We start from the raw sequence: 18192 nt of genomic DNA, 5'->3' as shown, positions 1-18192 counted from the left end.
ACTGGAGAGGAAACGGCATGATGTCCTGGCATTGCCGCAGAATTTCCGCTCGCTTTCGGGAATTCTGCTTCTGTTCGAACAGAAACTAAGTCTGAATTTGAGAAATATAATCAGGCGATATTTTCGCGGGGCCGAACAATCGTACGCCTGCCGATCTCTATTGGAGATAGCGGGCAATTCATCGGGAGGGAAAGATGCGCATACGCAGGACAAACATCATACTGGCGGGATGCCTTGCCGTCTCTGCCTGCCAGTCCGGGCCGACGTCGCAGGCCGTCTCGGATCGTAATTCCGAATTCGGCTGCATCGCGGGAACCGTCGGCGGCGCGATTGTCGGTGGCTTGATCGGCAGCACGATCGGCGCTGGAACCGGGCAGGTGCTTGCTATCGGCGCCGGCATCGGCGGCGGCGGTTACGTCGGCAACCGTCTGGCTTGCCGCTAATTGGGGAGGGATATCAAGCGATGAAGACCTTAGCTTTGGTGACCACATTCATACTGTGCCAATGCGTTGGGGCAGTGGCGCAACAACAGCAACAGCCCGGATCGATGTATCAGGGCCAGATGGATCGGCTTGACACAAATACCACCAAGACCGTCGACCGTTCGGAATACGAGACCTTCATGGGAACGGCTTTCGGAAATCTCGACAAGAACAAGGACGGCAGCCTGCAGTCCGAGGAGACGGTGCAGATCCTCACGGTCGAGCAATTCACGTTGACAGATGCGAACCACAACAGCCGCATCAGCCGAAGCGAATTCATGCAACGGGTGATGGCGGATTTCGCGACCGCCGACCACGACCGGGACGGCAATCTTCAGTGACGGAGACGTCAAACCGAATGTGCCAATAGAGAAAACCCGGCGATGTGCTTCGCCGGGTTTTACACTTAATCTGTTCGCGTTATACTCTTCGCATCAGTTGCATGACGAGCGATACGACGAACAGCACCAGGAAAATGAAGAACAGAACCTGGGCAATGGAAGCTGAAGCCCCTGCGATGCCGCCAAATCCGAGGACGCCGGCAATCAAGGCCACGACGAGAAACACCAGAGCGTAATAAAGCATCGCAATCTCCTTGTACGTTGCTGCGGAGATAACGGAGGCCGCCCCATTTGGTTCCCGTTCGTCTGACGGCCGGCACATGCAGCGTCGCATCAGCTCCATTCAGCCGACGTGAAAGACGCCGCTGTACATCCGGTCGCCTTCATTCGGCTCGGGAGGTTCGGCCGCATCGAGATAGGCCTTGAGCGGCCCGGTCAGGACGAACCAGATGCTGGCTCCCAGCATGAAACAGGCTCCCACCGGATCGTCGATGCGGGCGATGAATGGAAGGCAGGCCGATGCGAAGAGGACGATGATCCGCACCGACCACTCCGTCTCACGTTTGGCGATGGCGCGCGCTCTCAGCGACTTGTACTCCCGGGCGCCGTAACCGCCTTGCCCTGCCATCAGAGCCGAAAGCAGCTTTCGCGCGGACGGCAGCGCCAGCATGACCAGCGCGGCAACACTGAGCGTGAAAGTCTCGCCGGCCATGACTTGCCCGCTCGCGATCAGGAGAAAGGAGAGCACGACGAGATTCCATGTCGGCTCCAGCAGCTCCGGCGGTTGCCGCGTGCGGAGATGCCAACTCCGCAGCAAGCCCGCCGCGCCGTGCAGTAGCGGCTGATCGATATAACGATTGATCCAGTCCATGCCGATGCGCCCGTCCCGATTGTATGAAGAGGCCTCCGAACACCACGGAATTTGGTCATCATCGTGGCAATAGCCGCCGAATCCGTTCCTCGCGTGGAAGAAGCCGCCTGCCCGTACGGCCGATGACGGCAAAATTCGAAGGTGGCGCCGGAGCGCACGAGAGGAGTTAGCGCAATTCCTGCGCGACCTCCCAGACATGGCCCGACGGATCCGCAAAAGCCGCCGTACGGCGGCCCCACGGACGATCGATCGGACCATTGAGCAGCGTGACCCCGAGTTTGCGCAGCTCCGCACAGACCGAATCGACGTCATGGACCTTGATCGTCAGCAGGACCCGCGCGCCCGAACCGGGGGCTGACACTGCGACCGGCTCGACCAGTTGAGGCGCCTGCGCTGCATCGAGCAGGTTGATCATCGTTCCCGAGAATTTCAGGACCGTCGATACCGCGTCCTGATAGACGACCTCTGGCGCAAAGACCTTTTGGTAGAACGCTTTGGCCGCGTCGATCTCATCGACGAACAGGGTGACGCCCTCGATCCGATCCAACAGCATGGGCATTTTCTCCTCCGTTGCTTCGAGCGGCCAACCGATATCGCTGGCCGGCTCTCAACTGGTCGCTTCGACGCTGACGGTTTCGACATGCCGCACAAAGATAATCGTCAGCTTCGCAGGCCGGGCGCCTCGTGGCCGGTGCGCGCCACATATTCGGTATAGCCGCCGCCATATTGATGGATGCCCTCGGGCGTCAGCTCCAGTACCCGGTTGGAGAGTGCGGCCAGGAAATGCCGATCGTGCGAGACGAACAGCATGGTGCCCTCATATTGCGACAGCGCCGTGATCAGCATTTCCTTGGTGTCGAGGTCGAGATGGTTCGTCGGCTCGTCGAGCACGAGCAGGTTCGGCGGATCGAACAGCATGATCGCCATGACCAGCCGCGCCTTCTCGCCACCCGACAGCACCCGGCACCGTTTCTCGATATCGTCGCCGGAGAAGCCGAAACATCCGGCCAGCGCGCGCAAAGGTCCCTGCCCTGCTTGGGGAAACCGGTGTTCCAACGATTGGAAGACGGTGTGCTCGCCATCGAGAATATCCATGGCGTGCTGGGCGAAATAGCCCATCTTGACGCTGGCGCCGAGCGCAACGCTGCCTTGGTCCGGCGCGGTGGAACCGGTCACCAGCTTCAGCAGCGTCGACTTGCCGGCGCCGTTGATGCCCATGATGCACCAGCGCTCCCGGCGGCGCACGACAAAATCCAAACCCTCATAGATACTGCGGCTGCCATATTTCTTGTGGACGTTCTTCAGGTTGACAACGTCCTCACCGGAGCGCGGCGCCGGCTGGAACTCGAAGGAAACGATCTGACGGCGCTTGGGCGGCTCCACCCGATCGATCTTCTCCAGCTTCTTCACGCGGCTCTGCACCTGCGAGGCATGCGAGGCGCGTGCCTTGAAGCGCTCGATGAACTTGATTTCCTTGGCGAGCATTGCCTGCTGGCGTTCGAACTGGGCCTGCTGCTGCTTCTCATTCTGCGCCCGCTGCTGCTCGTAGAATTCGTAGTCGCCGGAATAGGCCGTCAGCGTGCCGCCGTCGATCTCGATGATCTTGGTGACGATGCGGTTCATGAACTCGCGGTCGTGCGAGGTCATCAGCAGCGCGCCGTCGTAGCCCTTCAGGAACTCTTCCAGCCAGATCAAGCTTTCCAGATCCAGATGGTTGCTCGGCTCGTCGAGCAGCATGACGTCGGGACGCATGAGGAGAATGCGGGCGAGCGCCACGCGCATCTTCCAGCCTCCCGACAGCGCGCCGACATCGCCGTCCATCATCTCCTGGCTGAAGCTTAAGCCGGCGAGCACTTCGCGGGCGCGTCCCTCGAGCGCATAACCATCCAGCTCCTCGTAGCGCGCCTGCACCTCGCCGTAGCGCTCGATGATCTCCTCCATGTTATCGGCCTGTTCCGGATCGGCCATGGCCGCCTCGAGCTCGCGCAATTCCCCGGCAACGATGCTGACAGGACCTGCGCCATTCATCACCTCGGCGACGGCGCTGTGGCCAGCCATTCCGCCGACATCCTGGTTGAAATAGCCGATGGTGACGCCCTTCTCGCAGGAGACCTGCCCCTCGTCGGGCTGCTCCTCGCCGTTGATCATCCGGAAGACGGTCGTCTTGCCGGCGCCGTTCGGGCCGACGAGACCGATCTTCTCGCCTCTGTTAAGCGCTGCGGACGCCTCGATGAAGAGGATGCGGTGGCTGAGCTGCTTGCTGATATTTTCGATACGGATCATGGTTTGCGCGGGAGCCTGAAAAGAGATTTTGGCGCCCTTATGCCACGCGTCGACACGGCAGGATAGGCCTGTTTCTCACCCTCTCGATGTCAGGAGCATGATGCTGAACCTGTGAGCGGTTTTCCGACGACATCGTGCTCACCTTCTTTAATTTTGGGCCGGATTGGCTAATATTGTGGCTCGCGCCAACGGAGACCTGTGCCAATGAGCGTTCGTCTGCCGCAATCCTTCAGACAATCCGAGCAGGATAGAAACGGCTTCAACGTCCTCGAATACGAGTTGATGTCGGCGCGCGCGGATTCGCTCGGACGTCACGGGCTAAAGGTGGAGGCAGCCCTTGCCGCCCTGAAGGCCTGGACTGCCGACCGCCAGAGCAGCGAAGACCGCGAGAGGCTTCTCAACGAAGCCTCCGACGCCGTCTGGGCGTTCTTCATCCAGCGTGAGATCTGCGGCTTGCGGAACAACCGCGACGCCATCGAGCGCTACGGCATCCCGAACGAAGTGGTCGCGAGATTGGGCGCGATCAGGAAATGACGAGGGCAGCGCCTGGTGTGGCTGCCGTCCCGCTCCTCTATTCGGTGGAAATCCCCGGTTCGGAAAGGTATGGCTTGGTGCCGAAGCCAATGCGAAAGGAAACGCGATGCCAATCTCCATCCGGATCGGGAATCAGGATCTCACCGTCGACGTCTCCTCTCTCGGCGCCGAGATGCAGGCGCTGACGTCAAGCGACGGACGCTCGTGGTTATGGACCGGCGACGCAGCCTTCTGGACCGGGCGGTCGCCGATCCTGTTTCCGATCGTCGGCAAGGCGCCTGATGACAAGATCGCGATCGACGGCACGGTCTACCCTATGGCCCAGCATGGCTTTGCCCGCCGCAGCGAATTCGCCCTTGCGGCCTCCACTGAGACGATGTGCCGGTTCGAACTGGCCGCCTCGGATGCGACGCGGGCGGTCTATCCGTTCGAATTTCAGCTGGCCGTGGTGCATGCGGTCGAGGGCCGCGCGTTGACTGTCACGGCGGAGGTCACCAATCGCGGCCCGAAGCCGATGCCCTTCGGTCTCGGCTTCCATTCGGCCTTCGCCTGGCCGCTGCCCGATGCTTCCGGCCGCGACCATATCGTGACGCTCGACAATCAAGGCGAGCCGGGTCTTGTGCGGCTGGAAGGCGGCCTCATCAATCCCGCGCCCCTGCCCTCGCCGTTCGATGCCGGCCGGCTGGTGCTGGATCACGCGATGTTCGAGCAGGATGCGATGATTTTCCCGAGTGGTACGGGCGAAGGCCTGACTTATGGCGCCGAAGGCGGGCCGGCCATGCACTTCCATTTCGAAAACCTGCCCAATCTTGCCCTGTGGACCAAACCGGGTGCGCCGTTCCTCTGCATCGAGCCCTGGCATGGAACGGCCGCGGAAACCGGGGGCTCCAGCGAACTATCGAAGAGACCGTCGACCACGATCCTGGCGCCGGGTGCTGTGGCAAGCTTCGCCTTCACGGTCGAAATTCCGCAATAAGGCCAGACAGAAGCGCTCGCCGGCAGGCGAGCGCCGATGTCTCAGTGAGCGCCGGCGCCCCCGCCGGCCCGCGGTTTTTGGGTGAGCAGCAGGGCGACGGCTGCAATGGCAAGAACCACGCCGATGACGGCGAAGGTATCGGCAAAACCCAGGATGAGGGCCTGGCGTTTGACGAGCTGACCAAGCGCCACGACGGCTTTCTGGGCTGCGACGGCATGATCGGAAACACCATGCTGCAGGAAGTAGCCTGTCAATTGGTCGAGACGGGTGCGGACTTCGTCACGGCCGAGCGTCACCGACTGGCCAATGATGTTCGAGTGGAACTGCTCACGTTTAGTCAGCACCGTGCCGAGCGTCGCCGTGCCGACGGCGCCGCCGAGATTGCGCAGCATGTTGGTCAGGCCCGAGGCGGCGGCCGCATCCGAAGGCGCGATGCCGGCAGTGGTGATGGCGGTGATCGGCGTCAGCACCAGGGCTTGGCCGATGGCGCGGACAATGTTCGGAATCCAGAACTGGTCGCCCGCTGTATCGGCCGACAACGTGATGTTCATGAAGCAACTGATCGCAAAGATCGAGATGCCGAGGAAGCCGATGTAACGCGCATCGAAGCGCTTCATCATCATCGGCACGAGCGGGATCAAAAGAAGCTGCGGCAGGCCCGTCCAGGCCAGCACATTGCCGATCTGCTCGGCATTGTAGCGCTGCACCTGGCCAAGATATTGCGGCAGGATATAGACGGTACCGAAGAGGGCGACGCCGACCAGCACGTTGACGGCAACGCCGATGCCGAAGTTGCGCTGCTTCAGTAGGCGCAGCTTGACCAGCGGCTTTTCCACCGTCAGCTCGATCCAGATGAAGGCGACGAGGAAGACGAAGGCGAGGATGCTGAGCTTGACGATGAAGGGCGAGGAGAACCAGTCCTCCTTGTTGCCTTCTTCGAGCACGGTCTGCAGCGCCGAGAGGCCGATCGCCATGCTGATGATCCCCGCCCAGTCGCCTTCCCTCAGCAGGCCGAGCTGCATCGGCTGCTTGTCGAGCGTCAGGGCAAGGGCGACCGCCATGATGGCGCTCGGGATGGCGTTGATGAAGAAGATCGTCTGCCAGCCGTAATTTTCGGTGAGATAACCGCCGATGGTCGGACCGATCGCCGGTGCGAAGGTGACCGAGAGCGCGAAGGCCGCAAGGCCGAGCGGCTGCTGGTGTTTCGGCAGTTTGGTCAGCACCATGGTGAAGGCCATGGGGATCAGTACGCCGCCGGCAAAACCCTGCAGGCCGCGCAGCACGATCATCGTGCCGAGATCATGGGCGAAGGCACAACCAATCGAAAACAGCGGGAAGAGCACGGAATTGACGAGGATATAGCGGCGGAACGAGAAGACGCTGCTGAAATAAGCCGTCAGCGGAATGACGACGATCTCGCCGATCAGGTAGGAGGTCGAGATCCAGGCGCCGTTGTCGACGCCCGTTCCGATGCCGCCTTCGATGTCGAGAAGCGAGGCATTGGTGATCTGGATGTTGAGGATCGCCATGAAGGCGCCGATCATGCCGGCGAGAACGGCGATCCAGTCTTTGGTGCTGGCGCCAGTTTTCGGCTGCGGGACAGCGATGGTTGTTGCTGCGATGGTGGACATGACACGAACTCCCGTCTCCCGGCCTAGCTGGGGTCGTTCTTGGTGTCGATGCTAGGCTGGACCGACATGCCGGGACGCAGGTCGCCATTGGCGGCAGCATCGCCGTCGAGCCCGATCCTGACGGGAATGCGCTGGACGACCTTGGTGAAGTTGCCGGTGGCGTTATCGGGCGGCAGCAGAGCGAATTCCTGGCCGCTTGCCGGCGCGAGGCTGTCGACATGGCCATGATAGATTCGCCCCGGGAACATATCGACCTCGATATCGACAGGCTGGCCAGCCTTGACGTCAGTGAGCTGGGTTTCCTTGTAGTTGGCGATGACATAGGCAGCCGTCGTCGGCACGACCGACATCAGCTGGGTGCCGGCCTGGACATATTGGCCGACGCGCAGCGTGCGGTTGCCGACGGTGCCGTCGACGGGCGCGGTGATCGTCGCATAGGAAAGGTTGAGCTCAGCCTGGTGCTGGACGGCCTGGCTGCGGGCAAGGGCTGCCTTTGCCTGGGCCAGCTCGGCGTTGAGAAGATCGACCTGTTTGAGGGCGGCATCGAGCGAGGCGGTGTCGCGAACAATGGTGGCCTGGGCGGCAGCGATCTGCGAGGCGGCCTGCTGCGCCGTCTGGACCGGGGCATAACCGCTAGTGGCAAGGTTCGAATAGCGCTTGTTGTTCTGCTCGGCAAAGGTCTCGTTGGCGCGGTCGACGTCGACGGTCGCGCGGGCGGCGGCAATCGTCGACTGCTGGATATCGAGCGAAGCCTGCTTGGCGTTGACGGTGGCTTCCGCAGCGGCGACATCGGCGTTGGCCTGATCGAGGGCTGCCTTGAAGTCGCGGTCGTCGATGCGGGCGAGCGGCTGGCCGGCCTTGACGGTCTCGTTGTCCATGACGAGGACCTCGGCGAGATAGCCTGATACTTTGGGGGCGATGGTGCTGCTGTCGGCTTTTACATAGGCATCGTCGGTCGAGATGTGGAAGCGGCCGACCGTCCAGTAATCATGGCCGTAATAGGCGCCGGCAGCGATCAGAACGAGGGCGGTAGCGCCGAAAAGCAGGAAGCGGCGGCCGCGTTTGCGGGCGGGCTTTTCCTCGGCAACGGGGACGGCGACTTCGGCGATGCGCGGCTGGCCTGCGTCCAGGCTTGCCGGCGCGGCTTCGGCGGTGTTTTCGACGGCGGTATTGTTGTTCAGGGCATGCAGCGTCTTGATGGTCATTTTCTTTCTCCTGATGACGGTCGCCGTCACTTGGGGCTGCCGCCTCTGAATTCGGTGAAATGCAGTTTAGGAAACTTGATATTTTCCAAAATATGCATTAGAAAATAGATGTCAATGAGAATTTGGAAAATCGTTATGGTCCAAAATCACGAAATCGAGAAGAAGCCGCGAGGACGCCCGCAAGTCCGCTGCGACGAGGATACGAGAAGCGTGATCGTTGAGGCGGCGAACAGGCAGTTCCACGAGAATGGCTATGCCGCGGCAAGCATCGCTGCGATCGCGCAGGAGGCCGGTGTTTCCACAAAGACCCTCTACCGCCTGTTTCCGACGAAAGCAGATCTCTTTTCAGAGATGATCACGGAGCGCACGGAGCGCTTTCTGATGGCGCTTGACCCCGGCACACTCGCCGTGGCCGATCTCAAGCAGGGGTTGGAGCGTATGCTGATGGCCTATGGCATGCTGACGCTTTCGGTCGATACGATCACGGTGACCCGGCTCGTCATCAGCGAGTCTGATCGATTCCCCGAGATCGCCAACGCCTTCTATGAAAAGGCGGTCGTCAGGACCAATACATTGATGGAGAACTGGCTGCACAAGCAGATCGATCGCCGACTGATTGCGCTTGATGATCCGCATGCGGCCTGCGGCATGCTGCGCGGCATGATGATCATGGAGCCGCAGCGTGCCGTGATGCTGCGCCAGGAGCCACCGCCGAAGATCGAGACGATTGCGGCTCGGGCGAAGATGTGCGCCGATCTTTTCCTGAAAGGTTGCGCGCTCTGAGCACCGCTCGGGCTTCAGAGCGCGATGATTTCCGCTGAAGGGCGAACGCCGCGAACCGGGGAGGCCCTCAGTTCGGCGGCGCCCCGAGCGCATGCAGGATGCCGCGCAGTTCGGCGAGGCCGCGCATGCGGCCGATGGCCGGGTAGCCTGGTGTGACGACCTTGTCGAGATCGTCGAGCATGCGGTGGCCATGATCCGAGCGAAAGACGATGGTGTCTTGCGCGCCGCGGCGGCGATCCTCCGCAACCAGTTCGCGGAGAACGGCGACCATGTTGACGTCGCCTTCCAGATGCGCGCTTTCATGGAACGTCCGGCCGTCGCCCTCGCGCGTCGTCGCGCGCAGATGGGCGAAGTAGATGCGCGAAGCAAAACGTCGGGCGATCGCCGGCAGGTCGTTTTCGGCACGCACGCCGAGGCTGCCGGTGCAATAACACATGCCGTTCGCCGCCGACGGTACCGCATCGAAGAGAGCGGCATAGTCGTCCGCCGTTGAGGCGATGCGCGGTAGACCGAACAGTGAACGTGGCGGATCGTCAGGATGCAGCGTCAGCTTGACGCCGCGCGCTTCGGCAGCCGGCGTCACCGCCTCCAGGAATTCGATCAGGTGCCGGCGCAGTCTTGCAGCATCGATGCCGCTGTAGGCGACCAGCTTTTCCCGGAAGGCCGGAATGGTCAGCGGTTCGGTGGTCGACCCCGGCAGAGCCGAGGTGATGATGCGGGTGATGTCGGCGATCTCCTCGTCCGACATCGCCTCGAAGACGACACGCGCCCGTTCGCGGTCCTCCTGTGAATAGTGCTGCGCCGCATCCGGCCGCTCCAGAATGAAGAGATCGAAGGCTGCGAAGCGTTCGTGATCGAAGCGCATGGCGGTTGCGCCCGTCGGCGTCACGTAATCGAGGTCGGTGCGGGTCCAGTCCACGACAGGCATAAAATTATAGCAGACGATCGGAATGCCGCAGGCGGCGACCGCTTCGAGACTGGCGATCCACGCCTCGATTTCGGCCTTCGCCTGCCCGCCCTTGCGCTTGACGGCATCGGGGATCGGGATGCTTTCCACGACCGACCAGGTGAGCGGCGAGCGGTCGCCAGGCGTCGTCTCGATCAGAGCCTGGCGCTCGCGCACTTCTTTCTCCGTCCAGGCCCTGCCGATCGGCACCTGATGCAGCGAAGAGACGATATTCGTCGCGCCCGTTTGGCGGACGTCATCCAGCGTCACCGGCGCTTCCGGTCCGAACCATCTCCAACCCTGTCGCATCTTCTTCCTTCCCTAAGTCTTTCGTTTCGTGTTGGCCTGCCGTCAGCAGAAATAATCGGGGTAACGCGCGCGCAGTTCGTCGACATCGGGAATGACGGCGCTTAAGTGATGGATCATCGCGCTGCGTGCAGCCGCCGCGTCGCGCGCGGCGAGCGCATCGCGGATAATGATATGTTCGTGCACGACGTTGTCCATGCGCCCGAGCACCGGCAACGTCAGCCGTCGTGCCCGGTCGATCTGCACCTTGACCGTTTTCAGGATCGCCCAGATGCCGGGATAACCTGATATCTGCGCGATCGCCTCGTGGAAGGCCTCATCCTCCTCATGGAATCTCGAGGCATCGCCGGTCGCTGCATGAGCCTGCTGGCGAGCAATGATGGCGTCGAGACGGGCGATATCGTCGGTGGTGGCGGTCAGAGCCGCAGTCTCGACGGTCGTACCTTCGAGCGCCTTGCGCACGACGACCGCCTCAGGGATCGCCTGGACCGGCACCCGCGACACGACGGTGCCCGACTGCGGGTAGATATCGACCAGTCCGCCCTCGGAAAGCCTAAGCAGTGCCTCGCGCACCGGCGTGCGGCTGACACCGAATTCATCGGCGATCCGCTTTTCCTGCAGCAGCATGCCGGGCGGCATCCGCAGCGACACGATGTCGGCATACAGGCGATCGTAGATGGCGCCGGCCGTGGTGATGCGGCGCAGCCTGCCCCCGACCTCCTGGGAAGTCGGTACTGCCGAAACTTTGGTTTCTAATGCCTGCCACATGACATACCGGTGCGTTAAAACTCGTGGCATACTAGTATATCAGTCTTATCCTCTTGCCAAGACGCCCGGTAATCTGCGGCGGTATGACTGCAGCTGAAGGGGCGGCACTCCGCGAATGAGCATTTCGACCAGCAGGCTCGGTCGGAATCGAAAGCATGGAACGGGCATTATTGTGCAGAGGCGCGAGCGAACGGCATGAACCTCGCGAAATCAGAAGCCCGATCTTTTGCGCCGAGCATTCTTTGTTTGGAACTTAGGTCGGCCGAGTTGGTTGAGATTTGAAGGAGACCCTCATGAAAAACTCGGCACGACGCAAGACAAGCAAAGGTGCGAGCGACGGCAGCCGGCCGGAAGCTCCATCCGCCGCGGACGCACGCGGACAGAAGATGGCTCGGCGAGCCGCAAACGAAATCGATAGGCACAGCGGCGAGTTGTCGCTAGCCGCCCGCGAGGAGGAGATCCGAAAAAGGGCATACTCCCTGTGGGAGAAAGAAGGGAGACCAGAAGGCAAGCAACGGCATCACTGGACTCTCGCCGAGCATGAACTCGATGCACAGCAGGGTGAAGCCGACAATCCTCCAAGCCTCGCAGCACTGCGAGAGGCCTCGCGCGAACATACCGATGCATTCCTCGTCAAATCGGATCTCGAGGACGCCGATCAACGCGAAGCCTCCCCCGGCACGCGCGAGCAGGATTGAACTTTCCGCGTGCCAATCTCAGACCTCTTGCAGAAGGTTCCCGACATGGTCGACAAACAGAATTTGAACGCCGGATTCACCGGCACACCCGCTGAGCAGCCGGAGGGATTGACCAAGGTCGCGAAGTCGGCCGCCAAAGAGGTGAAGCGTGAGGCTTATGCGGTCGTCTCCGGCGCAAGAGAGCACCCACATACCGCAAGCGCATTGCTGCTTATCACCGGCATCATGGCATTCGGGCTCGGTTATCTCCTTGGTCGATCATCGGCGGAAGGTTCGACCCGCCCATATTGGCGATGACGGCGGCCGCTTCGATGAAAAACTGCGTTGGTTCTTCGATTACCGCATAATTCAAGGTGCTACATCGTCCTTTGCTCGTTCGAAAAGACATGCGGCGCTATGGCTCTGACGATCCGAATGTTGCTGTCTTCTCTCCCGCGATACGCTTTCGTCGGCCGCTGGACGAGCAAATCTTCAAATCAAGCCCGCACTTTAAGAGTGTTTTCCGTTGAAGCCAGTCTTACCGTCTTTTCCACTTGCCGCTCATCATCGACGAGAACCACGTCTGTCCGGACGCCTGTTGCTGGAATACCACGTCGAATAAAGCCATAGATTGTATCATCATCACCGCTTGACAGCCGCGGTCACGATCCTTAGCGAGGCAGTATGACCACGGTCAGGACCGGCAAAGTGAATTATTTCAGACAACTCAAGATGGCGGTGCTTTATCCCGGGAATGAGGCCGGGAGCGCCCTCGACCGAAACAACCGCATTGCGGTCTTTCTCTTTGCAATCCTTCCAGGGCTTTCGCCGAACTTTAACTCCTTCATCCTCCTCGTGTCGATGGTATGGGGCGCCTACTGTCTGGCCACGGGCAGCCTCGTCTTGAACCTGTCGAGATCCGACCGGCTGGTTGCCATTGGCATGTCGATCTACCCGCTGGTGATGATCGCGAGCATCTTCATCAACCCGCCTTACTCCGAAGAATTGGACTGGATATTCCGGCTTCTGCCTTTCTTTTCGGTCTGGCTGATATTGCCGCGGATGCGCCAATCTCCCGATGGCCGTCTCGTGCCGCTGTTTATCCTCGGCGCAGGCATCGGTATGATTGTCACCTTTCTTTTCAGTCTCCTGCAGATCATGTTTCTGATGGAAAGGGCAGAGGCCGGGACTTCGAACGCTGCACTCCTGGGCGTCATAGGCGTTCTTTTCGGCGGCATTGCGCTTCTCAACGTTCAATCTCCCAGAAGCGTGGAGCAAAGAATTGCGATATTGGGATATGCCGCCGGGCTAGGCTGTGTTCTGCTTTCGGGAACGCGCTCGGCCTGGCTGGTCATTCCCGTCCATGTCGTCATCTTTCTCTGGTATTTTCGCAAACACAGCTTCCATCTGAGTTTGCGCAGCCTTGCTATTACCAGCTCCTTGCTGTTGGCGGGACTTATCACCCTGGGCAGCGGCCAGGTCCTCCATCGTATCCAGGCGCTTCAGGAAAATCTGACATCGCTCGAACGCAGTGACGGCGAGATCACATCGATCGGTGCGCGGTTCGCCTTGTACAAAGGCGCGCTATCGGCGATCAGCAAGGACCCGTTGACGGGTTATGGCCCGCAGAACCGGATGGCTTCGGTTTTGGCTGAGCTGCCCGAAAACATACGGCCGCAACTGCCCTACTCACATGTCCATAACGGTTTCCTGACCGCGGGAATCGATGCCGGCGTTTTCGGCATTGCGGCGCTTTCGCTGATGCTGCTGACACCTGTGATAGGCGCCTGGAGAAAGGAAGCGGGACCGGGCCGGGATTTAGCTATTGCGCTCGCTCTTCTGCTGTTCAGCAGCTACGTCATAACGGGCAGCTTTGGCATTATGTTCAATCAGAAGGCTTTGGATCCGATCTTCGCCTATCTCGTTGCCCTCATTTGTGCAGATAGAGGCAGCACTGGCTTTGCTCCCGTCGTCCGGAGCTGATGCTTGGCACTCCTCGAGCCCCTGCAGACTTCGACAACGCCGCGTGTCTTTTAAGACGCGCAAAGATGCTGCAGCACTTTGAATTGCTGCATGATTTTTTATCCTAAGATCGATTCCGATTTAAGGAATTTGCTATGATATCTCAGGCTGCCGTATTGGCTTCGGCGCCGGTGAAAGCCAGATCCGAGACCTCACCCGTTGACGAATAGCCGGAAACAAGCTCCGCCAACGTCGCGCGTGCAGCGGTCATGTCGTTCCGGTCCAATGCCGCGTTGAGCGAGTTCAGCCTTTTCGACAGCTCCGGCCAGGACAAGAAATCCTCGCGCGCCTTCATAATCCTAGGATGTTCGGTTATTTCAGGATTATCCCCGATCAACAGTTCTTCGTAGAGCTTCTCGCCGGGCCTAAGACCGGTAACGGAGAGCTCGATATCCCCCTCGGAATTGTTCTCGTCGCGGACGGTCAATCCGGAAAGCTCGACCATCTTGCGGGCAAGATCTGCGATGCGAACGGGCTCCCCCATGTCGAGCAGGAAAACATCGCCACCGTCGGCCATGGCGCCAGCTTGGATGACGAGCTGCGAGGCTTCCGAAATGGTCATGAAATAGCGGGTTATATCAGGATGTGTCAGCGTAACGGGGCCGCCGTCCTTGATCTGCTGCCGGAAAAGCGGCACGACCGATCCGGAGGAGCCGAGGACGTTTCCGAAGCGGACCATGGAAAAGTTCGTTCGCATTCTGTCGGTCGCCGATTCTGCTGCGAGCGCCTGCAGAACCATCTCCGCCAGCCTCTTGCTGGCGCCCATCACATTAGTCGGCCGCACGGCCTTGTCAGTGCTGATCAGCACGAAATTTGAAACGCCGCATTTATTCGCTGCGCGTGCCGTGATCAGCGTACCCATGACATTGTTCTTGATGCCTTCCACGGCATTGTGTTCGACAAGGGGCACATGCTTGTAAGCGGCGGCATGATAGAGCGTCTGAGGTCGCCAGCTCTGCATGATATGTTCCATGCGATCCTGGTCGCGGACGGAACAGAGGATTGGGACGATCTGCAGATTTTCATGTCTGTACAGTTCGGCCAGCTTTCGCAGTTCGGCATGGATATTATAAAGCGCAAACTCGTTCTGATCGAGGAGGATCAGGCTGGAAGGCTCGTTGCGCAGAATCTGGCGGCATAATTCGCCGCCGATCGAGCCACCGGCACCGGTGACCATCACCACCTTGTTGCGCATCGCCGTGTCGAGCAACTCCTGCCGCGGCGCGACCGCTTCCCTCCCCAGCAGATCTTCGATCTCCAGCTCACGGATGTCGGAGACGGCGATGCGTCCCTGAGCCAGGGCCGTGAGATCCGGCAACGTGCGAACATTGACCCTGGCTTTACGGATATGTTCCAGGATTTCATTGCGACGCTGCCGCGATGCAGATGGAAGAGCAAGAAGCACATTGTGCACGCCAAGGGCTCCCGCGAGCACTGGAAGATCCGAGGGGTCGTAGATCGGCAAACCACCCATGACGCCCCCCTTGAGACGCGGGTCATCATCCAGATAGCCGACGACATTGAGTTCGGCACTGTTGATCAAGGCACCGGCCAGTTGCCGCCCGGCCGTCCCTGCCCCATAGATCAGCACCTTGGCGAGCATATTCTTGTGAAGGATGCGCTGGTAGGCATCCCCGAGCCAATAACGGATACCCAACCGCGACAGGCCGATGGCAATCAACAGCAGGAAGGGCTGGAGAATGCCGACGGTTCTCGGAACACCGGGGACGCTGAGGGCGGTAAAGATCGTCATGAAGGCGACGCCGTAGATCGCAATCGCCTTTAGAACAGTAATGAAAGCAGCCATATTGGCATAACGGAAGATCGCCCGGTACATGCCCATGACGATGAAGATGGGAAGTGCCATACAGAGCGAAACGAAGACCGGCAACCACTGGACGCCGGTCAGCACCGTCCATTCGTTCAGGCGGAAACAATAGGCCAGCCAAATCGTCAGAACACAAAAGCTGGAATCCACCAGCAAAGCCAGAGCACGTTTGGCAACCCGCGGCATCGCCAGCAGAGGGGCGACGAGCGCTTGCATCGGCATCAAGAACCATCCCGAGCGCGGTGTCTCAGTGGGGGTATTTCCAGGCATTGTTTACCAGCGTTTCGCAGATCGATCGACACCACCTTCTTGTCATTTTCTGTAACGAGCGCAACTGAAATAATCGGAAGCCAAGGTCTTCCGCACTGCTTATCTATCAGAAGTAGGTAAGTTAATGCCTTATTCCCTTACGGCGAATGACCTTCTCGGCGGTCATAAACAGAATGCTTATGTCGAGGCCGAACGAGCGACGTTCGAGATATTCGATATCGAATTTTACCTTCTCAGGAATCGGCAATTCGTCACGTCCGTTGATCTGCGCCCATCCCGTCAATCCCGGCAGGAGCTTGTCGACGCCATGGACCGTCCGCAATTCTATAAGGTCGTATTGATTGTAGAGTGCCGGCCGTGGGCCGACGAAACTCATCTTCCCCTCGAGAATGCACCAGAGCTGCGGCAGTTCGTCGAGGCTCGATTTGCGCAGAAACGAGCCGATGGGTGTCAGAAACCGATCCGGGTTTTCGAGCAGATGCGAGGCAACCGTTGGCGTGTCTACGCGCATGCTGCGAAATTTCGGCATCAGGAAGATCTGATTGAAACGGCCGACACGTTTTGACCAATATAGGATCGGTCCCGGCGAGGTAAGGCGAACACAAAGAGCGACGATAAGGATTGGCACAAGCAGGATCACCGACGCAATCAAAGCCAAGCAAAAATCCACCACCCGTTTCAAATCCATATTCCGAAGTTCTTCCGCCCATCGATCGACCATACGCATGCGCCGCTGTCGTTTGCCGTATCGTCAAAAAGCGTTTCGCGTCAACTGTAGGGCATGGCGTTTTATCATGTGCCGGCTTGGTCGATTATCGACCTATGCATTGGAAGGGAACACCACAAGCCCGTTTCCTCGGAGAGCTCTCCCGTGGAATAAAAGCGCAGCAAGTCATTTCAAGATGGCCAGCGCTCGGGTCGGTGATGCGCCGAGCAGCCGCTTGGCCTCGCGCAGGGCACGATAGAGATTGCCGCGATGCGGCTATCGGCTACGCGAAAGAGGTTGGGAAAACTCGGACTATCAATGCCAGATTTGCGTCTGAGGCCGCCGGAATTGTAACAGAAGAGGTCAATAACCCTTTGAACGGTTACAGCCGCGAGCACGAAAGCGCCTTGGAGCGAGTCTCCTGCTATTTAGGAATGCGCTCGACGAAAGAGGTCGAGCACGCCAGCCAATCGATATGATTCAACCCGGCTGGACGGACGCGTCCGGCCGGGTTGAGTCTGAAGCTTTACTTACCCATCATCTGCTTCGCGTTATCGGGCGTAATGGCGGTGGTATCGACCGTTACTGTTGCTGGCACCGACGATGCGCAGTCCAGCAATATCGACTTAGCCATATCGACCGCCTCCTTGGCTCCTGTCGGATATGTGAAGGTCGCGGACCAGTCGCCCTTTGCGACTGCCTCGATTCCGCCTGCCGGACCTGGCAAGCCATCAGTGCCGATGATCTTCACGCTCTTGCCTGCACCTTTCGCAGCAAGTAGCGCACCCGCCGCCATCATGTCGTTGCTGGCATAGACCATCTTGATATCGGGATGAGCCTGCAGCATTGCGGCGAACGCGGTCTGCGCTTTATCCGGCAACCAGTCTGCCGCTTGTTCTGCCACGATCTGGATCTTGGAATTGGATTTCACGCCATCCTTGAAGCCATTCAGCCGTTCGACGGCCGGTGTGGAACTCGGCAACCCCTGCAGCACAGCCGCCTCGCCGCCGTCAGGTAGAAGCGTCTTGCTCGTATATTCGCCGGCGGCCAACGCGATTTTGTAGTTATCTCCTCCGATGAAGGCTGTGTAGTCCTTGCCAGCCTCACCGTTCGTCTTGCGGTCAAGTTCGACGACCGGGATACCCGCGTCCATTGCCCGCTTGACGGCGGGCGTAAGCGGAGCCGCCTCGAACGGCGAGATCAACAGAAGGTCAACCTTTTGGGTGATGAAATTGTCGACCTGCGATGTCTGAGTATTGACGTTGCCCGCGCCGTCAGCGATCTGCAGCGTGAACTGCGGGACTACCTTGGCGGCTGCCTCTAGTTCATCGTTGACGTGCTGGCGGTAGGGCTCCGCATTGTTGGCCTGCGAGAAGCCGATGACGAACTCGCCATCCTTGGCGCAAGCCTTCACGAGCGGATCGGCAGCGTGAGCCACGCTGGCAATAGCAAGGCACGAGCCGGCCAGGAGTGCCATGCGCCCGGCATGCGACAGTCGAAGTGCATTCTGTGTCATTACTTTCTCCTCCACATTGATCCCGGATCCACCCTCCGGGTGATGCC

18 protein-coding genes and 1 pseudogene are annotated in these 18192 nt (G+C 59.9%); 8 read left to right on the top strand and 11 right to left on the bottom strand.

Annotation, left to right across the window (positions count from 1 at the left end; all coding sequences use genetic code 11):
- The first annotated feature begins 194 nt into the window (after positions 1 to 194).
- Together HFO99_RS22905 and HFO99_RS22900 are read left to right on the top strand one after the other, a co-directional pair.
- Entirely contained in the window at positions 195 to 443 is a 249-nt protein-coding gene (locus tag HFO99_RS22905; RefSeq protein WP_170278359.1) for a hypothetical protein, read from the top strand.
- A 20-nt stretch (positions 444 to 463) separates the two neighbouring features.
- Positions 464 to 823: an EF-hand domain-containing protein gene (locus HFO99_RS22900; RefSeq protein WP_222335518.1), complete on the top strand. Its 360-nt coding sequence runs from the start codon at positions 464 to 466 to the stop codon at positions 821 to 823.
- A gap of 79 nt (positions 824 to 902) precedes the next feature.
- Here the strand turns inward: HFO99_RS22900 and HFO99_RS22895 are convergent, their stop codons facing one another.
- The 4 genes and pseudogenes from HFO99_RS22895 to HFO99_RS22880 form a co-directional block, all read right to left on the bottom strand.
- Positions 903 to 1067 (bottom strand): DUF1328 domain-containing protein, encoded by a 165-nt coding sequence (locus HFO99_RS22895; protein ID WP_064496048.1) that lies wholly within the window; start codon positions 1065 to 1067, stop codon positions 903 to 905.
- Positions 1068 to 1166: 99 nt separating this feature from the next.
- Positions 1167 to 1756, bottom strand: a pseudogene (locus HFO99_RS22890) (hypothetical protein).
- 104 nt (positions 1757 to 1860) lie between these two features.
- Positions 1861 to 2253, bottom strand: coding sequence for a VOC family protein (locus HFO99_RS22885; protein WP_222252563.1), 393 nt, complete (start codon positions 2251 to 2253; stop codon positions 1861 to 1863).
- A gap of 101 nt (positions 2254 to 2354) precedes the next feature.
- Positions 2355 to 3977, bottom strand: a complete 1623-nt coding sequence (locus HFO99_RS22880) for an ABC-F family ATP-binding cassette domain-containing protein (protein WP_222363807.1) — start codon at positions 3975 to 3977, stop codon at positions 2355 to 2357.
- Positions 3978 to 4181: 204 nt separating this feature from the next.
- Between HFO99_RS22880 and HFO99_RS22875 the strand changes: the two genes are divergently transcribed.
- Both HFO99_RS22875 and HFO99_RS22870 read left to right on the top strand, forming a co-directional pair.
- A complete protein-coding gene (locus tag HFO99_RS22875) occupies positions 4182 to 4511 on the top strand; it encodes a DUF6665 family protein (RefSeq protein WP_222363806.1) in 330 nt (109 codons plus the stop codon).
- 106 nt (positions 4512 to 4617) lie between these two features.
- Positions 4618 to 5487 carry an aldose 1-epimerase family protein gene (locus HFO99_RS22870; RefSeq protein WP_222363805.1) on the top strand — a complete coding sequence of 290 codons (870 nt, stop codon included), beginning with the start codon at positions 4618 to 4620 and terminating at the stop codon, positions 5485 to 5487.
- A 41-nt stretch (positions 5488 to 5528) separates the two neighbouring features.
- Here the strand turns inward: HFO99_RS22870 and HFO99_RS22865 are convergent, their stop codons facing one another.
- Together HFO99_RS22865 and HFO99_RS22860 are read right to left on the bottom strand one after the other, a co-directional pair.
- Positions 5529 to 7118: a DHA2 family efflux MFS transporter permease subunit gene (locus HFO99_RS22865; protein WP_222363804.1), complete on the bottom strand. Its 1590-nt coding sequence runs from the start codon at positions 7116 to 7118 to the stop codon at positions 5529 to 5531.
- Between the two features lie 23 nt (positions 7119 to 7141).
- Positions 7142 to 8323, bottom strand: a complete 1182-nt coding sequence (locus tag HFO99_RS22860) for an HlyD family secretion protein (protein ID WP_222363803.1) — start codon at positions 8321 to 8323, stop codon at positions 7142 to 7144.
- 135 nt (positions 8324 to 8458) lie between these two features.
- Here HFO99_RS22860 and HFO99_RS22855 point away from each other — a divergent pair, with 135 nt between their 5' ends.
- A complete protein-coding gene (locus HFO99_RS22855) occupies positions 8459 to 9106 on the top strand; it encodes a TetR/AcrR family transcriptional regulator (RefSeq protein WP_222363802.1) in 648 nt (215 codons plus the stop codon).
- A gap of 67 nt (positions 9107 to 9173) precedes the next feature.
- Here the strand turns inward: HFO99_RS22855 and uxuA are convergent, their stop codons facing one another.
- Together uxuA and HFO99_RS22845 are read right to left on the bottom strand one after the other, a co-directional pair.
- A complete protein-coding gene (uxuA, locus tag HFO99_RS22850; protein WP_222363801.1) occupies positions 9174 to 10361 on the bottom strand; it encodes a mannonate dehydratase in 1188 nt (395 codons plus the stop codon).
- 42 nt (positions 10362 to 10403) lie between these two features.
- On the bottom strand, positions 10404 to 11126 hold the full coding sequence (locus HFO99_RS22845; protein ID WP_222363800.1) for a GntR family transcriptional regulator: 723 nt from the start codon (positions 11124 to 11126) through the stop codon (positions 10404 to 10406).
- 293 nt (positions 11127 to 11419) lie between these two features.
- On the opposite strand from HFO99_RS22845, the gene HFO99_RS22840 reads away from it, so the two are divergent.
- The 3 genes from HFO99_RS22840 to HFO99_RS22830 all read left to right on the top strand — a co-directional run bounded on the left by HFO99_RS22840 (position 11420) and on the right by HFO99_RS22830 (position 13786).
- Positions 11420 to 11824, top strand: coding sequence for a DUF2934 domain-containing protein (locus HFO99_RS22840; protein ID WP_222363799.1), 405 nt, complete (start codon positions 11420 to 11422; stop codon positions 11822 to 11824).
- Between the two features lie 45 nt (positions 11825 to 11869).
- Positions 11870 to 12121, top strand: coding sequence for a hypothetical protein (locus tag HFO99_RS22835; protein ID WP_222304509.1), 252 nt, complete (start codon positions 11870 to 11872; stop codon positions 12119 to 12121).
- Positions 12122 to 12487: 366 nt separating this feature from the next.
- Positions 12488 to 13786: an O-antigen ligase family protein gene (locus tag HFO99_RS22830; RefSeq protein ID WP_222363798.1), complete on the top strand. Its 1299-nt coding sequence runs from the start codon at positions 12488 to 12490 to the stop codon at positions 13784 to 13786.
- Positions 13787 to 13928: 142 nt separating this feature from the next.
- On the opposite strand, the gene HFO99_RS22825 is transcribed toward HFO99_RS22830, so the two are convergent.
- The 3 genes from HFO99_RS22825 to HFO99_RS22815 all read right to left on the bottom strand — a co-directional run bounded on the left by HFO99_RS22825 (position 13929) and on the right by HFO99_RS22815 (position 18145).
- On the bottom strand, positions 13929 to 15923 hold the full coding sequence (locus tag HFO99_RS22825; RefSeq protein WP_222363796.1) for a polysaccharide biosynthesis protein: 1995 nt from the start codon (positions 15921 to 15923) through the stop codon (positions 13929 to 13931).
- Between the two features lie 121 nt (positions 15924 to 16044).
- Positions 16045 to 16611 carry a sugar transferase gene (locus HFO99_RS22820; RefSeq protein WP_222335560.1) on the bottom strand — a complete coding sequence of 189 codons (567 nt, stop codon included), beginning with the start codon at positions 16609 to 16611 and terminating at the stop codon, positions 16045 to 16047.
- Between the two features lie 544 nt (positions 16612 to 17155).
- Positions 17156 to 18145 carry a substrate-binding domain-containing protein gene (locus HFO99_RS22815; RefSeq protein ID WP_222363794.1) on the bottom strand — a complete coding sequence of 330 codons (990 nt, stop codon included), beginning with the start codon at positions 18143 to 18145 and terminating at the stop codon, positions 17156 to 17158.
- Positions 18146 to 18192: the final 47 nt, after the last annotated feature.

Source organism: Rhizobium leguminosarum (genome assembly GCF_019798305.1).
Taxonomy (GTDB): domain Bacteria; phylum Pseudomonadota; class Alphaproteobacteria; order Rhizobiales; family Rhizobiaceae; genus Rhizobium; species Rhizobium leguminosarum_U.
This window is presented reverse-complemented; position numbering and strand designations above follow the sequence as displayed.